The sequence below is a fragment of the Methylosinus sp. sav-2 genome (genome assembly GCF_004366495.1).
Classification (GTDB): domain Bacteria; phylum Pseudomonadota; class Alphaproteobacteria; order Rhizobiales; family Beijerinckiaceae; genus Methylosinus.
In genome coordinates this window covers 138,610-156,328 of record NZ_SOEJ01000007.1, presented here as the reverse complement: position 1 = coordinate 156,328, position 17,719 = coordinate 138,610, and the positions used below count along the sequence as shown (strand labels likewise).

Sequence of the window (17,719 nt, the reverse complement as noted above, 5' to 3'; positions counted from 1 at the left end):
AGCCGATGGATTGGCGTGAGAAATATGGGGTCGAGCCGGGCGGAAAGCTCCGCCTCTCCAATTACGACCCCTCGGACACGGGCAAGCACAAGTCCCATGAGGAGGCGCTGCCCAAGATCAAGGACCATGTCGAGCGCATGGCCAAGCTGCAATATCTGCTCTACGCCGACGGCTCGCAGGCGCTGCTCATCGTGCTGCAGGGTCTGGACGCCGCCGGCAAGGACGGCACCATCCGCCATTTGTTCTCCGGCATGAATCCGCAAGGCGTTTCCGTCGCCTGCTTCAAGCAGCCGACGCCGATCGAGCACGAGCATGATTTTCTCTGGCGCATCCACGCCCATGCGCCGTCCAAGGGCGGCGTCGTCATCTTCAACCGCTCGCATTACGAGGATGTTCTCGTCGTGCGCGTTCACAAGCTCGTCCCGCGGGACGTCTGGTCGAAACGCTATGACGAGATCAACGAATTCGAGCATCTGCTGACGCGCGACGGCAATGTGAAGATTTTGAAGTTCTATCTGCACATCAGCCCGGAGGAGCAGCTCGCGCGCTTCAAGCAGCGGCTCGACGATCCGGCGCGCAATTGGAAGATCAGCGAGAGCGACTACACGGAGCGCGAATATTGGCCGCAATATGTGGAGGCCTATGAGGAGGCGCTGTCGCGCACCAGCACGAAGCAGGCGCCCTGGTTCGTGGTTCCGTCGAATCACAAATGGTTTCGCGATCTCGTCATCTCGCGCATCGTCGTCGACACGCTGGACGAGATGGGGCTGAAGCTGCCGCCGACGCGCGTCGATCTGACGCAGATCAAGAAAAAATATCACGCGGCCGTGGCCGATGTGAAAAACGGAACCTTCGGGAAGGGGAAATAGGGCCGAGGCGGCCGCGCCTCAGTCGGCCTTGCGCTGCGAGGCGCCGTCGCTCTCGTCGCGGCGGCGGAAGCGCAGCACTGCGCCGGGCGCGCGATTGCGGGCGCTGATGCGGCTGCGGCCCGTGCCGGTAAGCACATAGCGGCCGCGACTATCGTCCCAACGCATGAGATCGGCCGCTATGGCGCGCTGGCGCAGCGCCATGGTCATAGGATCCTGCACATGCGGCGGCGCTATGTCGCCATGCGCATCGACCTTCTTCAAGGCCTCGATCAGCGTGGTTTCTTGAGCGTCCGTCATCGCTCTCCGTATATGACGCCGATCGGCCCGAGGAGCAAGGATTTTGAGCGAATGGCGCAGGCGAAGGTTAGCGCCGTCTTGCCGGCTATCGTGCCGAAAGACGGCGCTGAGGGAGTCAGCGGGCGGCCTCGGGAAGGCGCCGTTTCCAGCGTTCGCCGGCGCGCAGCTCCTTATTCAGGACCCAGCGCAGCTGAATGGGGCGGCGGATGCGTCGGCCGTTCGTCTCGCTCTCCGCGGCGACCGGGATGGCGGAGACTGGAATGGCGATCGGCGCCTGCGGCTGCGCGACAATGGCTGTCGGCGTGGGCGTGGGAGCGCGCCGCGGCTTGGGCGCCGGAGCCGCTTCCACCGCCTTGCGCGGACGGCCGGGGCGAGCCCGCGCCGGGGCCGGGGCCAGCGCTTCGATCTCGGCCTCGATCTTCGGTTCGACGGCTTTCTTCACGCCGCGCGGGCGGCCGGGACCGCGGCGGACCGGCTCTTCCGGCTCGGGCTGCGGCGCGACGATCTCTATGAGGCTGGGAAGCACGCGGCCGGTCGTCGTCGCGCCGGGCGCGGCTTCCGCCGTCACGGGCTCGGCCTTCTTGCCGAAGACGAGATCGGCCGCCTTCATCGCGGCTTCATAGCTGTCGTCATGCTGCGCCTCGCGCTCCACGACTCGCGGCGCGAAGGTCGCGAGATCGAGAAAAGCGGGTTTGGACTCGGGCGCGGCTTCGTCGAGCGGGCCGAGGCGACCCGCCGCCGCCTTGGCGGAGCGAGATTTGAATTCCTTGACGAAAGGGCGGACGATGCGGCGCATGGGTCTCCGGCGTCGATGGGGGCGAAACGACTTCCGTCGGACGATTGTTCGTCCGAATCGGTCAGCCGGCTCCGAGTTTTCCCAGGATGAACGGAAATTCCGAACACGGGTAGAGTGGGCGAATACTTAGCCGATGTCGAGCGAAAATGCCGCCGCGGTAACAAATTTGTTACTCTACCGCACGCGACGATAGACGCCGCGCCGCATATCTCTACTTTTTCGTGCGAATCACTTCGCGGGCGCGGCTCCGCCCAGACGTCCACGCCGCAGCGCAACCAAATGTGGGATTGAAGTCGTCCGCAGCGCCGCTAATTGCAGTGCGATATACGCAAAATCGGGAGCCGTATCATGGAGTCCTGCGAACAGCCGCTGGCGTCGATGACATTCTGCGAGGCGGTGAGCTGCGTATGGGCGAAGGGTGAAACCGCGCTCAACTCGGTGCTGCAGACGCCCGCCACCGCGAGCATAGGCGATTGGGCGCTGACGCTGCTCGTCGGGCTCGTCCTGCTCAATCTCGTCATAATGCTGTTCAGGGCGGCTTTCCCACGTCGCCGTTTCGACGAGCGCGTCCCGACCTCTCGGGCGTGACGATCGAGGTCGTGGGTAGAGGCGAGCGGGCGGCCGAATTCGGCCTGGTGGAGCTGCGGGGAATCGAACCCCGGACCTCTGCAGTGCGATTGCAGCGCTCTCCCATCTGAGCTACAGCCCCGTTCCGAGGCGCTGGATACTTCGGCGCCTATCCGGCTGTCAATCCGCTCCGCGTCGAAATCGTTCCCCATTCCGAAATGGTCTTCGTCCGATGGCCGAGCCGGAGCTTTCCGCGCGGGGCGGGCTCGGGGCCGCGAAGCCGAGCGCGTCACGGCCGCGCCGGAGGCGCTCGGGGATTGCGGCGGCGGAGCAGGAAGGATAGAGAATTCTCACGAATTCGACCGTTGGAAGCGCAACGATGCAATATGCCGTGGCCAATCTTATCTTCACGATCATCGATCTCTATTGGTGGGTCGTCATCGCAATGGCGGTCATGTCCTGGCTCATCGCCTTTGATGTGGTGAACACCAGATCGCGCGTCGTCTACTCGCTGTGGAATGCGCTGAACGCGCTGACCGAGCCGGTGCTGCGGCCGATTCGCAGCGTGCTGCCGAGCTTGGGCGGAATGGACATCTCGCCCATCATCCTGCTGCTCGCGCTGCAATTCCTGCGCAATCTCGTCGCCGGCCAGCTCGGCGGCATCGGCTGACATGGCGGAGGCTGCGGCCTGGAGCGCGGAGGGCGACGGTGTCGCTCTCTGGGTTCGGCTGACGCCCAAGGGCGGCCGCGACGCTGTGGAAGGCGTCGAGCGTCTCGCCGACGGCCGGGCGGTGCTCAAGGCCAGGGTGCGGGCGCCGCCGGAGGATGGGCGCGCCAATGACGCGCTGGTCGAACTCGTCGCCGAGACGATCGGCGCGCCGCGCAGAACCGTGTCGATCGTCTCCGGTCACACGGCGCGGCTGAAAAAGCTCTTCATCGCGGGCGATCCCGCACGGCTCCTCGCAGCGCTGGAGAAAACCGGCGCGACAAAAAATGGTTGAGGCATGAGCAAGTCGAAGGTCGGAAATTTTTTCGAGGATTTCTCGCTGGGTCAGGTGATCCGCCACGCCACGCCGCGCACGGTGACGGTGGGCGACGTCGCGCTCTACACGGCGCTCTATCTGCCGCGCTTCGCCGTCCAATCCTCGGCGGCCTTCGCCCAGGCGATCGGCTATAGAGAAGCGCCGATCGACGATATTCTCGTTTTCCATTTCGTGCTCGGCAAGACCGTGCCGGACGTCTCGCTCAACGCCATCGCCAATCTCGGCTATGCGGATTTCAAATTTCTCGCGCCCGTCTATCCGGGCGACACGCTGACGGCGAGCTCCGAGGTCATCGGCCTCAAGGAGAACTCCAATAAGGAGACCGGCGTCGTCTATGTGCGCTCCACCGGCAAGAATCAGCGCGGCGAGACGGTGCTCGACTACGCTCGCTGGGTGATGGTGAAGAAGCGCGACAAGGACGCCCCCGTGGGGCCGGAAGTCGTGCCGACGCTGCCGAAATCCGTCGCCCCCGCCGATCTCGGCAAAGCCGTGCCGGCGATAAACGTCGCCGCCTATGACAAGGATTTGGCCGGCTCGCCCTATTTCTGGGGCGATTATGAAGTGGGCGAGAAGATCGACCATATCGACGGAATGACCGTGGAGGAGGCCGAGCATCAGATCGCGACGCGCCTCTACCAGAACAATTCCAAGGTCCATTTCAACCAATATTACGAGGCGCAGGGACGTTTCGGAAAGCGCATCATCTATGGCGGGCATGTGATCTCGCTCGCCCGCGCGCTCTCTTTCAACGGTCTTGAGAACGCCTTCCACATCGCCGCGGTGAATGGCGGGCGCCATGTCAATCCGCTGTTCGCCGGCGGCACCGTCTTCGCCTGGTCGGAAGTGCTGGACAAGGCCGAGATTCCCGGCCGCTCGGACATTGGCGCGCTGCGCCTGCGGCTCGTCGCCGCCAAGGACCACCCGCCGGCGGATTTCCCACTGACGACGGCCGAGGGCAAGCCGCATCCAGACGTACTACTCGACCTCGACTATTGGGCGGTTCTGCCGCGCTGACCAAAGCCGCGGCGGCCGGAGCACCGGCCGCCGCTTTGTCTCTCCCCTGGGAGCGCAGTGGAGAGGCGTCGCTCAGTGGAGCGTCTTCAGCCATTCATCCACGTCTTTTTGAACAGCTTCCTTGCTTTTCCCGTAGCGTTTCTGCAATTCGCCTTCGAATTGGTCGCGCTTGCCCTGGATTCTGGTCAGGTCGTCATCGGTCAAGTCGCCCCATTTCTCTTTGATCTTGCCCGTAGCCTGCTTCCAATTGCCTTGGATCTGGTTCCATTCCATCTTTCTTCTCCTCTGCTGGGGCGCGTCTATTTTGGAGCGCCGCAGGATCGGATGACAATTCTTGCCGATGGAGATGGTTCCATCGCCCTTCGCCGCGCTCGAGCGCGGCGCTATCTGTTCTCACATCGTGGAATGAAAGGTCGTGACATGATTTCCAAAGCCTGGATTGCGCTCGCGCTGGCTCTTTGTCTCGCCGGCTCCTCGAGCCTCGCCGCGCCGCCCGCGGCGCAGAAAAAGGAGAGCGAAGAGGCGGCGGATCCATCGCAAGGCCTTCCGACCGAGGTCACGACCACGCATTCCATGTCGATTCGCGGCGAGAAGCTGGCCTTCCTCTCCCGCGCCGGCGCGGTGCGACTGCGCGACGCCCAGAGCGGCGCGCCGCGCGTCGATGTGGCTTTCGTCTCCTATGAACGCTCCGACGTCGATGCGCTGGCTCGGCCCATCGCCTTCGTCTTCAATGGCGGGCCGGGCGCGGCTTCCGCCTGGCTCGGCCTCGGCGGCATCTCGCCCTGGCGCCTGTCGCTGGGGGCGGGGCCGCTGTCGCCCTCCGCGCCGCCCGTCGTCGTGGACAACGCCGAGAGCTGGCTACCCTTCGTCGATCTCGTCTTCATCGATCCGCCGGGCACGGGCTACAGCAAATTCCTCACCGATAATGAGGAGACGCGAAAGCATTTCCTCTCGGCGCAGGGCGACGCCGAGGCGCTCGCGGTCGTGGTGCGCAAATGGTTGGCGACGCATCGGCGCATCGCCTCGCCGAAGTTTCTGGTCGGCGAGAGCTATGGCGGCTTTCGCGCTGTCGAGCTCGCCCATGCGCTGCGCGAGCGCGAGAGCATCGGCGTCGAAGGGCTGGTGCTGATCTCGCCGGCGCTGGATTTCGCCTGGCTGGACAGCCCGCGCAATCTCCTGTCGCTGGCGGGCCGCCTGCCATCCTATGCGGCGGTGGCGCGCGACGCCAAGCAGCGCGCCGAGCTCGCCGATGTCGAGGCTTACGCCTCCGGCGAATTTCTCGTCGATCTGCTCAAAGGCCCGCGCGACAAGGAGGCGCTGGAGCGGCTCGACGCCAATGTCACGCGCTTCACCGGGCTCGAATCGCGGATCGTGACGGAGGAGGGCGGCCGCGTCGCGCTGAAGACCTTTCTGCGCGATCGTCTGCGCGCCTCGCATCTCGTCTCCAGCGCCTATGACGGCGCGGTGACGGGCTTCGATCCGCGGCCTTTCTCGCGCGAGAGCGATTGGTCCGATCCGGTGCTCGACGCGCTCGCCGCGCCGCTCGGCGCCGCTATGACGCGGGTGACGATCGAGAAGCTGCAATGGCCGATCGGCGACGCGCGCTATGAGATTCTCAATCACAAGGTCGCGCGCGATTGGGACTTCGGCCGCGGCGGCCGCGCCAATGCGGAGGCGGTCTCGACGCTGCGCGACGAGCTCGCGCTCGATGCGCGCTTGAAGGTGCTCGTGGCCCATGGGCTCGCCGATCTGGTGACGCCCTATTATGCGAGCAAGCTGCTCATTGATCAGCTGCCCGCCTTCGGCGAGCCGACGCGCGTGCGGCTCGTGACCGTGCCCGGCGGGCACATGTCCTATATCCGCGACGATTCCCGCCGTCTGCTGCGCGACGAGGCGCGCAAGACGATCGAAGGAAAATAAGCGCTTCCCGAGTTGGACAGGCGGCGCCGTGGCGCGCCGCCCAGAGCCTTTGTTCCACCGTGTTTTCTTCACGCGAACCGGTTCCCACGTCGCTCGAAAACACTCGAAGAGCGCGACAATAGGCTCGCTGCGCGCGAGAGCGGCGTGAGACGAGCGAGATAAACCCATCCAATTCCAAAATGGAAATATTCCAATCAGCGCCTTTCGAACAATGTTCGAAAGGCGACAGAGGATTTTGTCTCGAGCATTCCAAGAATAGCGTTCTTGCAAGATTTCCAAGCTACGCATCCTTCGATTGACCCTGCTCCTAGCTAAAAATACTCATAGTGGAAGACCTTACCGGCTTTGCCGGATATGATTCCACGGGGGCAGGACAGAATGAACAACATCAAAGCGCCGTTTTCACTGCGCAGCCTTCGGCGCGGCTCATCCGCATCGGTCGCGCGCATCGACGGCCCGTCCGTGAAAGTATTGGGGGCGGCGGCGCTGCTTGCGGCCGGCGTCGGAGTCGCGGCAGCGCAGGAGGCCACGCAGCCTCTGCCGGCGGTCCGTGTCGATGCTCCGAAGGAGAAGCCCAAGCCGGTCGTCCATGCGGCGCCCGCCGCGCATCACGCCGCCAAGCCGCGCCGCGCCGCGCATGCGCCGTCGCAGCAGCCCGCCGCCCCGCAGCCGGGCGCGCAAGGAGCCCAGAGCGCGCAGGCCGGGGCAGGGGGCGGCGCCGCGCCGGCCGACGCCAATCCCTACGCCGATCCCAAGGCCCCCTATAAGGCCGATCGCCTGTCCTCCAACAAATTCACGCAGCCGCTGCTCAACACGCCGCGCACCGTCACCGTCCTCACCAAGGAAGTGCTCGAGGACAAGAATGCGACCACGCTGAAGGAGATCGCGCGCAGCACGGCCGGCGTCACGCTGGGCTCGGGCGAGGGCGGCAACGCCTTCGGCGATCGCTTCTTCATTCGCGGCTTCGACGCCCGCAACGATATTTTCGTCGATGGCGTGCGTGATCCGGGCGTCAGCCTGCGCGAGAATTTCTATACCGAGCAGGTCGAGATATTGCGCGGTCCGGGCTCCAGCTTCGCCGGCCGCGGCACCGCTGGCGGCGCGCTCAACATCGTCACCAAGACGGCCAAGGAGCAGGACTTCTACGATATGAAGTTCACCGGCGGCCCGTCGGACAATTCCAAGCGCGTGCAGATCGACGTGAACAAGGCGATCAGCCCCATTCTCGCCGTGCGCCTCAACGGCCTGTTCCAGGACGCCAATGTCGCCGGGCGCAATTACGTCACCGACGACCGCAATGGCGTCTCGGGCTCCGTCGTCTTCAAGCCGATCGACAACTTCACGCTCACGGCGAATTACACCCATTCCTATCAGAACGGCCTGCCGGACTTCGGCATTCCCTATAATCGCATCACAAACAGGCCTTATGCGGAAGGCGTCACCTCGCGCAACACCTGGTATGGCCTGCTCAATCGCGACTTCCAGAAATATCGGCAGGATTTCGGCACCTTCACCGGCGAGTATCGCGTCAACGACGATCTGAAGATCACCAGCCGGCTGCGGCAGGAGCGATCCGTCATCGATTACATCGGCACGCTGACGCAGAGCGCCAGCTGGGCTGCTGGAACAGTGAACATTGGCGCGCAGAGCCGCTATCAAGTGACCAATGTCCTCGCGAACCAGACGGACATCAATTACAAATTCGCCACCGGCCCGGTGAAGCACGAGGTGGTGCTCGGCGCGGAATACAGCCGCGAAGGCGTGACGAGAACCAATTACACCAATCTCTCGTCGGAGCTGAACGGAGGCGCCGTCGGCGGCGCGCTGGTCTGCAATCTCTATCTGCCGTGCAACTCTCTGCCGTTTCTCAACACGCCGACGCGCAATCAGAATGTGACGCGCGTCGCCGTGGACACCAAGGCGGGCTATCTGATCGAGACGGCCAATTTCGATGACATCGTCATCGCCAACGCCGGCGTGCGCTTCGACGATTACACGATCACCAACCGCAACGAGGCCTATACGACCTTCGCGGCCAATCACACCAGCCTCGTCAATTACAATTTCGGCCTGGTGCTGAAGCCGCTGCCGGAAGTCAGCCTCTACGCCGCTTATGCGACCTCCGCCAATCCTGTCGGCGCGGAGCTCGACGGCGGCGCGGCCAATTACGGCGGTCTCACCACGGCCGTGCAGATCTTCCCGCCGCAGCGCAATTACGCCAAGGAAATCGGCTTGAAGTGGGAGCTGTTCGATCGCCATCTCCTCGCGACCGCGGCGCTGTTCCGCACCGATGTGAATGGCGCGCGCGAGGTGAACGGCTCGGTGACGACGGGCAACGCCGCCTATTACGTCCAGGGCGCGGATCTCGAGGTGGCCGGCAATATCACCGACAAATGGAGCGTGACCGGCGGCATCGTCATCATGGAGTCGAAGGTCACGCAATCGCAGATCGTCACCAATGTCGGCCTGCCGCTCGCCAATATCGCGCATGAATCCTTCAGCTTGCTGAGCAAATACGAGTTCGGCGACTTCTTCGGCCTCGAGGCGGATCGGCTCGAATTCGGCGGCCAGGCGGTTTATCGCTCGAAGATCTACGGCGGCAACAATATCATCGCCAATGGCGCGACGGCGGTGAATGGCACGACGGGGTGGCCCGCGCCGACGGCGGCCAATCCCTTCGTGAATGTGCCGACCGTGCTGCCCTCTTATTGGCGCTTCGACGCCTTCCTCGAGGGCAAGGTCACGGAGAATATCACGCTCAAGGTCTCGGTCATGAACCTCTTCGACCGCACCTATTATGACGCCTTCTATCAGACGGCGACGCCCTTCACCCAGGTGGCGCCGGGCCGCACCGTGCTGTTCGAGGCGCGCGCCAAGTTCTGAAGACAAATCGTCGCAGGCGCCGGCTCCCTTGGAAAAGTTTCAAACAAGGAGCCGGCGCCTTTTCATTGCGCCGCAAAAAATGGAATGTGCGGAAATGCTGATCTGCGTGCCGGACGTTCTGAGCAAGGAGACGGTCGCTCAATTCCGCAGCGTCATGGACGCGGCGGAATGGGAGGACGGCGCTTCCACCGCCGGCGCGCAGCCGCCCTCGGTGAAGAGCAATGAGCAGCTGCCGCCCAATGGCGAATTGTCGCGGCGCCTCGGCGAGCGCCTTCTGCAGGCGATCGTCTCGCATCCGGGCTTTGTCGCCGCGGCGATTCCGCTGCGCATCTATCCGCCCATGTTCAATCGCTATCGTGTCGGACATCGCTTCGGCGTGCATGTCGACAATGCCGTGCGCGGCGATGCTCTGACCGGCGTGCGCATTCGCGCCGATCTCGCGGTCACTGTCTTTCTCTCGGAGCCGGAGGAATATGACGGCGGCGAGCTGGTCGTCGACGACGCCTATGATTCTCATCAGGTCAAGCTTCCGGCGGGTGCGCTCGCCGTCTATCCGGCGAGCGATCTGCACATGATTTCGCCGGTCACGCGCGGAGCGCGCGTCGCCTCCTTCTTTTGGGTGCAGAGCATGATCCGCCAGGAGAGCGTGCGCGATGTGATCTATGATCTCGACGCGGCGATTCAGCAGCTCGCGCCGCGCCTCGGCGGAGATGACGAGGATGTGATGAAGCTCGGCGGCGTCTATCACAATCTCATACGCCATTGGAGCGAGGTATGAGGGTCGCGTCATGCTGATCTGCATACCCGATGTGCTCGATGCGCGGCAGGTCGCCTATTTTCGCGACGTGATGTCGCAGACCGTGTGGGAAGACGGCCGCACGACCGCCGGCTCGCAATCGAGCCTGGTGAAGAATAATTTGCAGCTGCCGCAAGACGGCGCCGCCGCCCGCGAATTGGGCGATCTCGTGCTCGATGCGCTCGCAGCCTGTCCGACTTTCGTCTCCGCCGCTCTGCCGCTGCGGATTTTCCCGCCGCTGTTCAATCGCTATGGCGCGGGCCATGATTTCGGGCTGCATGTCGACAACGCCATTCGCGGCGTGCCGCGCACTTCGGTGCGCATTCGCACCGATCTCTCCGTCACGCTTTTTCTCGCCGATCCCGACGAATACGACGGCGGCGAATTGGTCATCGAGGACCATTATGGCGCGCAGGAAGTGAAGCTGCCCGCTGGTCATCTGGTGCTCTATCCATCGACCAGCCTGCATCTCGTGCGAGAAGTGACGCGCGGCGAGCGCGTCGCATCCTTCTTCTGGCTTCAAAGCATGATTCGCGACAACGTGGTACGTTCGTTGCTTTTTGATTTGGACCAGACGATTCAAGGTCTCACGGAGCGGCTCGGCGCGGGCGATCCGGCCTGCGTCAAGCTGACAGGCGTCTATCACAATCTCATTCGCATATGGGCGGAAGCATGAAACGATCATATCAGACGCTAGCGATCGCGGCCTCGTCTCTCCTCCTCTCGACGTCTCTCTGTCTGGCCGAAGGGCGCGCGGACATCATCAATCGTCCGCATGATCTTTCTGTGTCGAGCATGTTCCTCAACGCCGACATCGTCGTGAAGATCGTCATGCTGGGCCTCGTCAGCGCCTCCATCGGCACATGGACGGTGCTCATCGCCAAGACGATCGAATTGCGGCGCGCGCGCGCGCGCATTCGCAGCTCGATCGAGCGTCTGCAGGAGGCGCGCGGTCTCGCGGAAGCGCGTCTCGCGCTCGGCTCCGCCGATCCTCTGGCGAGCGCGCTGATCGCCGAGGCGCTGCGCGAGTTCCGCCTCTCTTCCGATCTTTCCTCCGCCGGCGGATTGAAGGAGCGCGTCGCTTCGAGCTTCGCCGAGATCGAGCGCGCCGAGAGCCTTTCCATTCGTCGCGGCACGGGGCTGCTCGCTTCGGTCGGCTCCACCGGCCCCTTCATCGGCCTGTTCGGCACGGTGTGGGGCATTATGAACAGCTTCATCGGCATATCGAAAGCACAGACGACCAATCTCGCCGTCGTCGCGCCCGGCATCGCCGAGGCGTTGCTCGCCACCGCCATCGGCCTCATCGCCGCCATTCCGGCGGTGCTGATCTACAATCATCTCGCGCGGCAGACGAGCGCCTATCTCGAGCTCGTCTCCAATCTCTCCGGCGAGCTCCTGCGCATCGTCTCGCGTGATCTCGATCGCGGCGTCCAGCAGGCGCCCGCCGCTCTGCGCGCGGCGGAGTAACGCTCATGGCCGGCAATATCGGAGGATCGTCGCGCGGCGCGCTCGAAGAGACTCACGAGATCAATGTCACGCCCTTCATCGACGTGATGCTCGTGCTGCTGATCATCTTCATGGTGGCGGCGCCGCTCGCCACTGTCGATCTTCCCGTCGATCTGCCGGCCGCGAGCGCGGCGACGCATACGAAGCCCGACAAGCCGATCTATCTCACCATTCAGGCCGATCTCGCTTTGGCTCTGGGCGAGACGCCGGTGAAGCGCAATGATCTCATCGCCTCGCTGGATTCGCTCGCCGGCGGCGACAAGGACAAGCGCGTCTTCCTGCGCGCCGACACGGCGGTGCCCTATGGCGAGATGATGGCCATTCTCGAGCGCTTGCGCTCCGGCGGCTACGCCAAGATCTCGCTCGTCGCACTCGACGGGGGCGGGGCGGCGACGGGCGGAGTCACGAAATGAGCATCGCCGCCGATCTCGACACGGGCCGGAACAATCGCATCTGGACCGGCGCGGCGCTGGCCGCGCTGGCCGCGCATCTTCTGGCGCTCGCCGCTATTTTCGTCGTCTTCGAGATCGAGACGGACGACGACGCCAGCGGCGCCCCGGCGATCGAGATCGGCCTCGCGCCGGCAGCGCCTCATGTCGAGGATTCGCCCGACGCTCCCCCCGGCCCGCAGGCCGATGAAGCCGCCGCCGCCGCGCCGGCCGTCGCCGCCTCGCAGACCAAGGAAAACGACGATCCCAAAATCTCGCGCGTCGAGGCCGAGGACGCGGATTACACCACCGCCGAAAAGCATGAGAAGCCGGTCGAGGATCCAACCAAACGTCAGGCGACGCCGGTGATCTCGGCCGAGTCCGCGGCTTCCGAGGCGGCCGCGCCGCCCAAGACCGACGCGCTCGCCGAGGCGCCGCGCGCCGTCGCTCCCGTCCAAGGCGCCGATAAGGTCGCGCGTGCGGCCAAGCTCACCTGGCTGAAGGCGCTGATGGCGCATCTCAACCGCGCCAAGCGCTATCCGAGCGGGGCGGGGCGGCGCGCCGGCGAGGTCGCCGTCGCCTTCACGCTCGATCGGCTCGGCCATGTGGTGAGCGCCAGCGTCAGGCGCTCCGCTGGCGACAGCGTTTTCGACGACGCCGCTCTCGCCATGATGAAACGCGCCGATCCCGTGCCGCCGCCGCCTCCCGCAGTGGCGGATGAGGGCCTCACCTTCGAGGTGCCGGTTCAGTTTCGCGCGGCGGATAAGCACTGACGGCGTCCGCCGCTTCGGCGGACATGCTAGACTTCGGGAGAGACCCCAACCGAAGGGACGGCATGACCGAGAGACGCTTTTCCCTGCATGACCTCTTACGCGTGAAGCCGCTGGAGACGCTCGCGGCGGAGTCCGGCAGGCCGAGCGAGCTGCGCCGCGTGCTGGGCCTTTGGCAGCTCACCAGCATCGGTCTCGGCGGCCTGATCGGCGTCGGCATTTTCGTCCTGACCGGCGTGGTGGCGGCGACGCAGGCCGGGCCTGCGGTCTCGCTCTCCTTCCTCATCGCCGGCGTCGCCAGCGCGGCGGCGGCGCTCTGCTACGCCGAATTCGCCGGAATGATTCCGGCGGCGGGCAGCGCCTATACTTACGCCTATGCCGTGCTCGGCGAGCTCGCGGCCTGGATCATCGGCTGGGACCTGCTGCTCGAATATGCGCTCGTCGTCGCCGTGGTCTCCATTGGCTGGTCCGGCTATCTGCAGGCGCTGCTCGGCCAGCTCGGCCTCGCTCTGCCGGTCTGGGCTTCGGGCGCGGCCGGAACGGGCGAGGGCAGGGTCGTCGATCTCGCGGCCGTATTGGGCGCGCTGTTCGTGGCCGGCGTGCTGGTGCTGCGCATCGAATGGGGCGCGCGCTTCAACGCCGTCATGGTGGTGGTCAAGACCGCTGCGGTTCTGCTCGTGGTGGCGGCGGGCCTTCCTTATGTGCGTCTCGAAAATTGGACGCCCTTCATGCCCTATGGCTTCGGCGGCGTCGTCGAGGGCGCGGCGGTCGTGTTCTTCGCCGTCTTCGGCTATGACACGCTGACCACAGCGGCCGAAGAGGCGAAAGACCCGCAGCGCCAATTGCCCCGCGCTGTGCTGCTTTCGCTGGCCGTCGCGCTGACGCTCTATGTGGCGGTGTCGCTCGTGCTCACCGGAATGGTCCGCTACGACACTCTGAACAATCCGGCGCCGGTGGCAGCGGCCTTCACCGCCGTCGGCTTGCCATGGGCGACCTTCGTCGTCTCCGTCGCCGCGGTCGCCGGCATCATCAGCGTCATGCTGGCGTTTCTGCTCGGCTGCGCGCGCATCTGCTTCGCCATGAGCCGCGACGGTCTGCTCCCCGCCTGGTTCTCCCATGCGCATCCGTGCTTCCATACGCCGCATCGGCCGACGCTCGTCATCGGCGCGCTGACGGCCATCGTCGCCGGGCTCTATCCGATCCGCGAGGTCGCCGAGCTCGTCAATATCGGAACCCTGTCCGCCTTCGTCGTCATCTGCCTTTCCATCATCGTCATGCGACGCACGCGGCCGGATGCGCCGCGCAGCTTTCGCACGCCGCTCGTGCCTTATGTTCCGCTCGTCGGCGTCGGCTTCTCCCTTTGGCTTCTCTCCAAGCTGCCCGCCGCGGCCTGGGAGCGCTTCGCCATTTGGATGGCTCTGGGGCTGATTTTCTATTTCTCCTATGGCCGTAAGCGCAGCAAGCTCGCACGCGCGGGCGCCGCCGGCGCGCAATCGGCCGAAGTGTAGCTTGAAAATTCGGGACGAGCGCTTCACATAATTGAAAAACAGGTCCGTGCGACCGGCTGTCGTCTCCGGCGTCGCTCGGAGGGATCGGGCTGAATGAGCGAAGTTGCTGGCGTATCCTCGGTTGTCGGGGGCAAGAACAAAATCGCCGAGCTCGAGGCCGAGCTCGCGAGCGTTCATGCCGAGCTGCGCACCGAGAAGGAGCGCTATCGCGAGCTTCGTCATCGCGTCCGCAATGATCTGCAAGCTTTGGCGACATTGATCTCGGCGCAGTCGCGGCGGCTCGAGAAGCCCGAGGGCTGCAGCAATTGCGCCATGCGGCTGCGCAGCGCCGTCGAGCTGCATAATGCGCTGGACGAGGACGATGACGCCGAGATCTGCATGTCCTCCTATCTCTGGGCGCTTTCCGAGGCCCGCCGCAAAGCTTTCGACGATCGCATCGTCGGAGAGACGCTCGCGGATGAGGATATTTTTCTCGATTATCGCCGCGCGCAATGCGTCGGCCTCGTCTATGTCGAGGCCGTCACCAATGCGATGAAGCACGCTTTTCCCGGCGGCGCGCGTGGCGAAGTGCATGCGCGCCTGCGCCGCGTCGGCGACAGGCTCGAGCTGACCATCGCCGACAATGGCTGCGGCTTCGATCTGGCGAATGTCGTGCGTGGCGACGGGCTACAGCTGATGCGGGGCCTGGCGCGCCAGCTCAAGGGCGAGGCGTTCTTCGAGCGCCTGCCGCAAGGCACGTTGGTGCGGCTCGAATTCCCCGAGCATGTGGGCTAGAGTGATTGCGGTTCGGCTCGAACCGCAATCACTCTCTTTGTTCGATCGTGTTTTCTTAACGCGAACCGGTTCCCACTTCGCTCGAAAACACTCTAGCCGTAGGCGATCGTTTCTCCGTTCAGCGCTCGCGCGATTCCCTTGGGGCGTCCGGCGTCGGCCGATCGCGGAACAAGGCGAATGCGCCGCGTCGCGCCGGGCGCGAGATGCAGCCAGCTTTCGCCGGGAAGAAAGCGCTCATCCTCGATCGAAACGGATTGCGCGGCGATCGTCGTCGAAAGAGCGAGAGTGAATCCGCTGTCGTCTTCCTCTATTTCCGCCGTCAATCCGAGCTGCGATTTCACTGCGCTGCGGCCGAGCGGAAAATGGAAGGCCTCGCGCTCGACGCCATTCGCGCCGACGAAGCGCGCGACGGTCAAATCATGCGACGGCGGCCCGAAATTATAGGCGAGCGCCGTGTCGAAAAATCCGCCCCAGAATTCCGCGTCGCGCAATGTCGCGACGCCATGCGGCTCGACGGCGATGTTGCGGCTCGCTCTCATCACGGGCACATGGCCATCGCGATAGCAGGCCAGCGAAATCTCGCCTTCTATGTGCTGCGGTCCGTCATTGCGCAAATGCGCGAAAAGCCCGTTGACGCCTTCGTCGGTGAGCATGAGCGACAGCGGACGAAAAGCGCGCGCCAAAGCGTGATGGGCGGATTTCGGCTCGCCATGCGCATCGAGAACGCCCCAGCCGGCGCCGGGCCACAGATCCTTCAGGAACCAGACGATGGCGCCATGAGTCGTGGAGCCGCCGCGTCGCCATTCGCCGATCGTCGCCTCCATCGTCTCGGCCACTGCGGCGCGCGCTATGTCGAGATAGAGCTGCGGATCGCTCTCGCGCAACGTCGCCGGATCGCAGCCATAGAGCAGGCGCATGTAATGTTCGGTGACGTCGCCGAAAGTCTGCGTCGCGCCCATGTCGCGCGCGATGCGTTCGGCGAAGAGCTTCGAGCCGAGCGGGTCGTCGCCGAAGTCGCGGCGCAGCGCGGCGTCATCCGCAATATTGGCGAAGCCGAGACATTCGGAAGCGAAACGCACATTGGCGCGGCGCGCATCGTCCAGGCCGCGGCGATAGGCGCCGACGCCATAGTAATGCGAGACGCCGACATCGGCATGGAAGGGCAGGGGACCGCCGGAGGGCGAGTTCTCGACATAAATGGCGTCGGAACGCTGCGCTTCGATGAGCTTCGGCAGAGTCTCGTCGAAGAAAGGCGAGCGCCATTTGGCCTCGGCGAGGCCCAGCATCGACGCTTGCTGATAGACCTCGCTGCCGCCGCAGAGCACGGCGAGCGAAGGCGAAGATCGCGTGCGCGCCAGAAATTCCGCCGCCTCGCGCTCGACGCTGGCGCGGAAGGCCGCATCCTGAAACGGATAATCGAAATTGGCGAAGGCGAAATCCTGCCAGACCAAGAGGCCCAGTTCGTCGCAGAGCGCGTAGAAATCATCGCTCTCATAGAGAGTGACGCCGGGGACGCGAACCATATTCATGCCGGCGTCGCGCATCGCGCGCAGCAGCGGCGCGCAATCCTCTCTGCCGCCGGCGAGCGATACGGCGTTCGCCGTCGTCCAGCAGGCGCCGCGGCAGAACAGCGGAATATCGTTCACCTGTAGCGCGAAGCCGACGCCATCCGCGCCGCGATCGACGCGAATATCACGAAAGCCGGTGCGGCCGAGATCGATGCGATGCGCGCCGATTGTCGCCGAGACATCATAGAGATGCGGCTCGCCATGCGTATGTGGCGTCCACAGCCGCGCGTCGGGCGGCGACAGCTCGGCGATGATGCGTTCGTCACCGAGGCGGGTGAAGGGCGCTTCCGCTCCGCCGCAAAAGAGCTGCGCGGGCGAATCCGTTAGGCCGGAAATTTCGAGCGCGACGCGCAGGCTGGCGCGACCATCGCGGACGGTGGCGCGCATATCCACATTGCGCAGACGCAGCGCGCCATGCTCGATCAGCTCGATCTCGCGCCACGGACCGACGGGCGGCGTCGGCGGCGCGAAGCCGGGAAGGCGGCCGAGCGCCGTCGTGCGTATGTGGCGCAGGCCCGCTGGCGTTATCATGCGCGGCCGCCAGCGCGCGCGGCCGCTCTTCGTCGCGATCTCGCGCTCGACAGAGCGAAAGCGAATATGAAGCTCATGCGCGCCTTGTGTCGCGACCTCTATTGCATGCGCGTGGAACATATTGTCCGAGCGCAGCGCGAGCTTTCCGTCGAGATAGACGTCCGCGAGCGTGGCGAGGCCGTGCAAGCGCAATTCCGCCGGCGCCGAACTGACGAATGAGGTTTTGTACCAGACGTCGATGGCGTCGAGCGGCGGCAGCTCGTCGAAGCGCGCGCCTTCATCGATCAGCGCCTGCGCCAGCGTGCCGGGTACGCGCGCGGCGCGCCAAGACGCGGCGCCGGGAATGGCGGAGGGCTCCGTCCATTCGCCGGCCTCGTCGATCGCAAAAGTCCAACCGGCGGCGAGGCGCTGGCGCTTTTCTCCTTCGACGCGCGCACGCATCATCGGCC

The 17,719-nt window shown here is 64.8% G+C and carries 18 protein-coding genes and 1 tRNA gene; 14 read left to right on the top strand and 5 right to left on the bottom strand.

Translation table 11 applies throughout. The features are described from left to right. The first annotated feature begins 5 nt into the window (after positions 1-5). Positions 6-869, top strand: coding sequence for a polyphosphate kinase 2 family protein (locus EDE12_RS13740; protein ID WP_024879644.1), 864 nt, complete (start codon positions 6-8; stop codon positions 867-869). Positions 870-887: 18 nt separating this feature from the next. Here the strand turns inward: EDE12_RS13740 and EDE12_RS13735 are convergent, their stop codons facing one another. Both EDE12_RS13735 and EDE12_RS13730 read right to left on the bottom strand, forming a co-directional pair. Then, positions 888-1,166 carry a hypothetical protein gene (locus tag EDE12_RS13735; protein ID WP_024879645.1) on the bottom strand — a complete coding sequence of 93 codons (279 nt, stop codon included), beginning with the start codon at positions 1,164-1,166 and terminating at the stop codon, positions 888-890. Positions 1,167-1,281: 115 nt separating this feature from the next. Then, positions 1,282-1,962 carry a hypothetical protein gene (locus EDE12_RS13730; protein ID WP_026598439.1) on the bottom strand — a complete coding sequence of 227 codons (681 nt, stop codon included), beginning with the start codon at positions 1,960-1,962 and terminating at the stop codon, positions 1,282-1,284. Positions 1,963-2,310: 348 nt separating this feature from the next. On the opposite strand from EDE12_RS13730, the gene EDE12_RS13725 reads away from it, so the two are divergent. Beyond that, complete coding sequence (locus EDE12_RS13725; protein ID WP_018265882.1) at positions 2,311-2,550, top strand: hypothetical protein; 240 nt, start codon at positions 2,311-2,313, stop codon at positions 2,548-2,550. 45 nt (positions 2,551-2,595) lie between these two features. Here EDE12_RS13725 and EDE12_RS13720 read toward each other — a convergent pair. After that, a tRNA-Ala gene (locus tag EDE12_RS13720) sits at positions 2,596-2,671 on the bottom strand. Between the two features lie 237 nt (positions 2,672-2,908). Here EDE12_RS13720 and EDE12_RS13715 point away from each other — a divergent pair. The 3 genes from EDE12_RS13715 to EDE12_RS13705 are packed head-to-tail and all read left to right on the top strand — an operon-like array spanning position 2,909 to position 4,586. Continuing rightward, on the top strand, positions 2,909-3,199 hold the full coding sequence (locus EDE12_RS13715; RefSeq protein ID WP_024879659.1) for a YggT family protein: 291 nt from the start codon (positions 2,909-2,911) through the stop codon (positions 3,197-3,199). A 1-nt stretch (position 3,200) separates the two neighbouring features. Then, positions 3,201-3,530 (top strand): DUF167 family protein, encoded by a 330-nt coding sequence (locus EDE12_RS13710; RefSeq protein WP_026598440.1) that lies wholly within the window; start codon positions 3,201-3,203, stop codon positions 3,528-3,530. 3 nt (positions 3,531-3,533) lie between these two features. Beyond that, positions 3,534-4,586 (top strand): MaoC family dehydratase, encoded by a 1,053-nt coding sequence (locus EDE12_RS13705; protein WP_026598441.1) that lies wholly within the window; start codon positions 3,534-3,536, stop codon positions 4,584-4,586. A gap of 72 nt (positions 4,587-4,658) precedes the next feature. Here the strand turns inward: EDE12_RS13705 and EDE12_RS13700 are convergent, their stop codons facing one another. Further along, positions 4,659-4,859: a CsbD family protein gene (locus tag EDE12_RS13700; protein WP_024879662.1), complete on the bottom strand. Its 201-nt coding sequence runs from the start codon at positions 4,857-4,859 to the stop codon at positions 4,659-4,661. 147 nt (positions 4,860-5,006) lie between these two features. Here EDE12_RS13700 and EDE12_RS13695 point away from each other — a divergent pair, with 147 nt between their 5' ends. From EDE12_RS13695 to EDE12_RS13655, 9 genes are all read left to right on the top strand, one after another. Next, complete coding sequence (locus EDE12_RS13695) at positions 5,007-6,506, top strand: peptidase S10 (protein WP_026598442.1); 1,500 nt, start codon at positions 5,007-5,009, stop codon at positions 6,504-6,506. A gap of 378 nt (positions 6,507-6,884) precedes the next feature. After that, positions 6,885-9,389 (top strand): TonB-dependent receptor, encoded by a 2,505-nt coding sequence (locus tag EDE12_RS13690; RefSeq protein ID WP_134188124.1) that lies wholly within the window; start codon positions 6,885-6,887, stop codon positions 9,387-9,389. A 94-nt stretch (positions 9,390-9,483) separates the two neighbouring features. Then, positions 9,484-10,167 (top strand): Fe2+-dependent dioxygenase, encoded by a 684-nt coding sequence (locus EDE12_RS13685; protein WP_026598443.1) that lies wholly within the window; start codon positions 9,484-9,486, stop codon positions 10,165-10,167. Positions 10,168-10,177: 10 nt separating this feature from the next. After that, positions 10,178-10,861, top strand: a complete 684-nt coding sequence (locus EDE12_RS13680; RefSeq protein ID WP_026598444.1) for a Fe2+-dependent dioxygenase — start codon at positions 10,178-10,180, stop codon at positions 10,859-10,861. Beyond that, entirely contained in the window at positions 10,858-11,652 is a 795-nt protein-coding gene (gene exbB / locus EDE12_RS13675) for a tonB-system energizer ExbB (protein WP_084768628.1), read from the top strand. The genes EDE12_RS13680 and exbB overlap by 4 nt, the downstream gene beginning before the upstream one ends. A 5-nt stretch (positions 11,653-11,657) precedes the next feature. Further along, complete coding sequence (exbD, locus tag EDE12_RS13670) at positions 11,658-12,104, top strand: TonB system transport protein ExbD (protein WP_051592437.1); 447 nt, start codon at positions 11,658-11,660, stop codon at positions 12,102-12,104. Next, the gene (locus EDE12_RS13665; protein WP_026598446.1) at positions 12,101-12,892 is read left to right on the top strand and encodes a TonB family protein; all 792 of its coding nucleotides are present in this window, start codon (positions 12,101-12,103) and stop codon (positions 12,890-12,892) included. Before exbD ends, EDE12_RS13665 begins: the two co-directional genes overlap by 4 nt. Positions 12,893-12,954: 62 nt before the next feature. Beyond that, on the top strand, positions 12,955-14,397 hold the full coding sequence (locus EDE12_RS13660; protein ID WP_026598447.1) for an amino acid permease: 1,443 nt from the start codon (positions 12,955-12,957) through the stop codon (positions 14,395-14,397). 93 nt (positions 14,398-14,490) lie between these two features. After that, a complete protein-coding gene (locus EDE12_RS13655) occupies positions 14,491-15,171 on the top strand; it encodes a sensor histidine kinase (protein WP_026598448.1) in 681 nt (226 codons plus the stop codon). A gap of 92 nt (positions 15,172-15,263) precedes the next feature. Here EDE12_RS13655 and EDE12_RS13650 read toward each other — a convergent pair whose 3' ends face one another. After that, positions 15,264-17,714: a glycoside hydrolase family 2 protein gene (locus tag EDE12_RS13650; protein WP_026598449.1), complete on the bottom strand. Its 2,451-nt coding sequence runs from the start codon at positions 17,712-17,714 to the stop codon at positions 15,264-15,266. Positions 17,715-17,719 lie beyond the last annotated feature (5 nt).

What these genes read in the sequence shown, in the direction of transcription:
- EDE12_RS13740 (WP_024879644.1), top strand. Translation starts at nt 6, where the DNA reads ATGGATTGGCGTGAGAAATATGGGGTCGAGCCGGGCGGAAAGCTCCGC.
- EDE12_RS13735 (WP_024879645.1), bottom strand. Translation starts at nt 1,166, where the DNA reads ATGACGGACGCTCAAGAAACCACGCTGATCGAGGCCTTGAAGAAGGTC.
- EDE12_RS13730 (WP_026598439.1), bottom strand. Translation starts at nt 1,962, where the DNA reads ATGCGCCGCATCGTCCGCCCTTTCGTCAAGGAATTCAAATCTCGCTCC.
- EDE12_RS13725 (WP_018265882.1), top strand. Translation starts at nt 2,311, where the DNA reads ATGGAGTCCTGCGAACAGCCGCTGGCGTCGATGACATTCTGCGAGGCG.
- EDE12_RS13715 (WP_024879659.1), top strand. Translation starts at nt 2,909, where the DNA reads ATGCAATATGCCGTGGCCAATCTTATCTTCACGATCATCGATCTCTAT.
- EDE12_RS13710 (WP_026598440.1), top strand. Translation starts at nt 3,201, where the DNA reads ATGGCGGAGGCTGCGGCCTGGAGCGCGGAGGGCGACGGTGTCGCTCTC.
- EDE12_RS13705 (WP_026598441.1), top strand. Translation starts at nt 3,534, where the DNA reads ATGAGCAAGTCGAAGGTCGGAAATTTTTTCGAGGATTTCTCGCTGGGT.
- EDE12_RS13700 (WP_024879662.1), bottom strand. Translation starts at nt 4,859, where the DNA reads ATGGAATGGAACCAGATCCAAGGCAATTGGAAGCAGGCTACGGGCAAG.
- EDE12_RS13695 (WP_026598442.1), top strand. Translation starts at nt 5,007, where the DNA reads ATGATTTCCAAAGCCTGGATTGCGCTCGCGCTGGCTCTTTGTCTCGCC.
- EDE12_RS13690 (WP_134188124.1), top strand. Translation starts at nt 6,885, where the DNA reads ATGAACAACATCAAAGCGCCGTTTTCACTGCGCAGCCTTCGGCGCGGC.
- EDE12_RS13685 (WP_026598443.1), top strand. Translation starts at nt 9,484, where the DNA reads ATGCTGATCTGCGTGCCGGACGTTCTGAGCAAGGAGACGGTCGCTCAA.
- EDE12_RS13680 (WP_026598444.1), top strand. Translation starts at nt 10,178, where the DNA reads ATGCTGATCTGCATACCCGATGTGCTCGATGCGCGGCAGGTCGCCTAT.
- exbB (WP_084768628.1), top strand. Translation starts at nt 10,858, where the DNA reads ATGAAACGATCATATCAGACGCTAGCGATCGCGGCCTCGTCTCTCCTC.
- exbD (WP_051592437.1), top strand. Translation starts at nt 11,658, where the DNA reads ATGGCCGGCAATATCGGAGGATCGTCGCGCGGCGCGCTCGAAGAGACT.
- EDE12_RS13665 (WP_026598446.1), top strand. Translation starts at nt 12,101, where the DNA reads ATGAGCATCGCCGCCGATCTCGACACGGGCCGGAACAATCGCATCTGG.
- EDE12_RS13660 (WP_026598447.1), top strand. Translation starts at nt 12,955, where the DNA reads ATGACCGAGAGACGCTTTTCCCTGCATGACCTCTTACGCGTGAAGCCG.
- EDE12_RS13655 (WP_026598448.1), top strand. Translation starts at nt 14,491, where the DNA reads ATGAGCGAAGTTGCTGGCGTATCCTCGGTTGTCGGGGGCAAGAACAAA.
- EDE12_RS13650 (WP_026598449.1), bottom strand. Translation starts at nt 17,714, where the DNA reads ATGATGCGTGCGCGCGTCGAAGGAGAAAAGCGCCAGCGCCTCGCCGCC.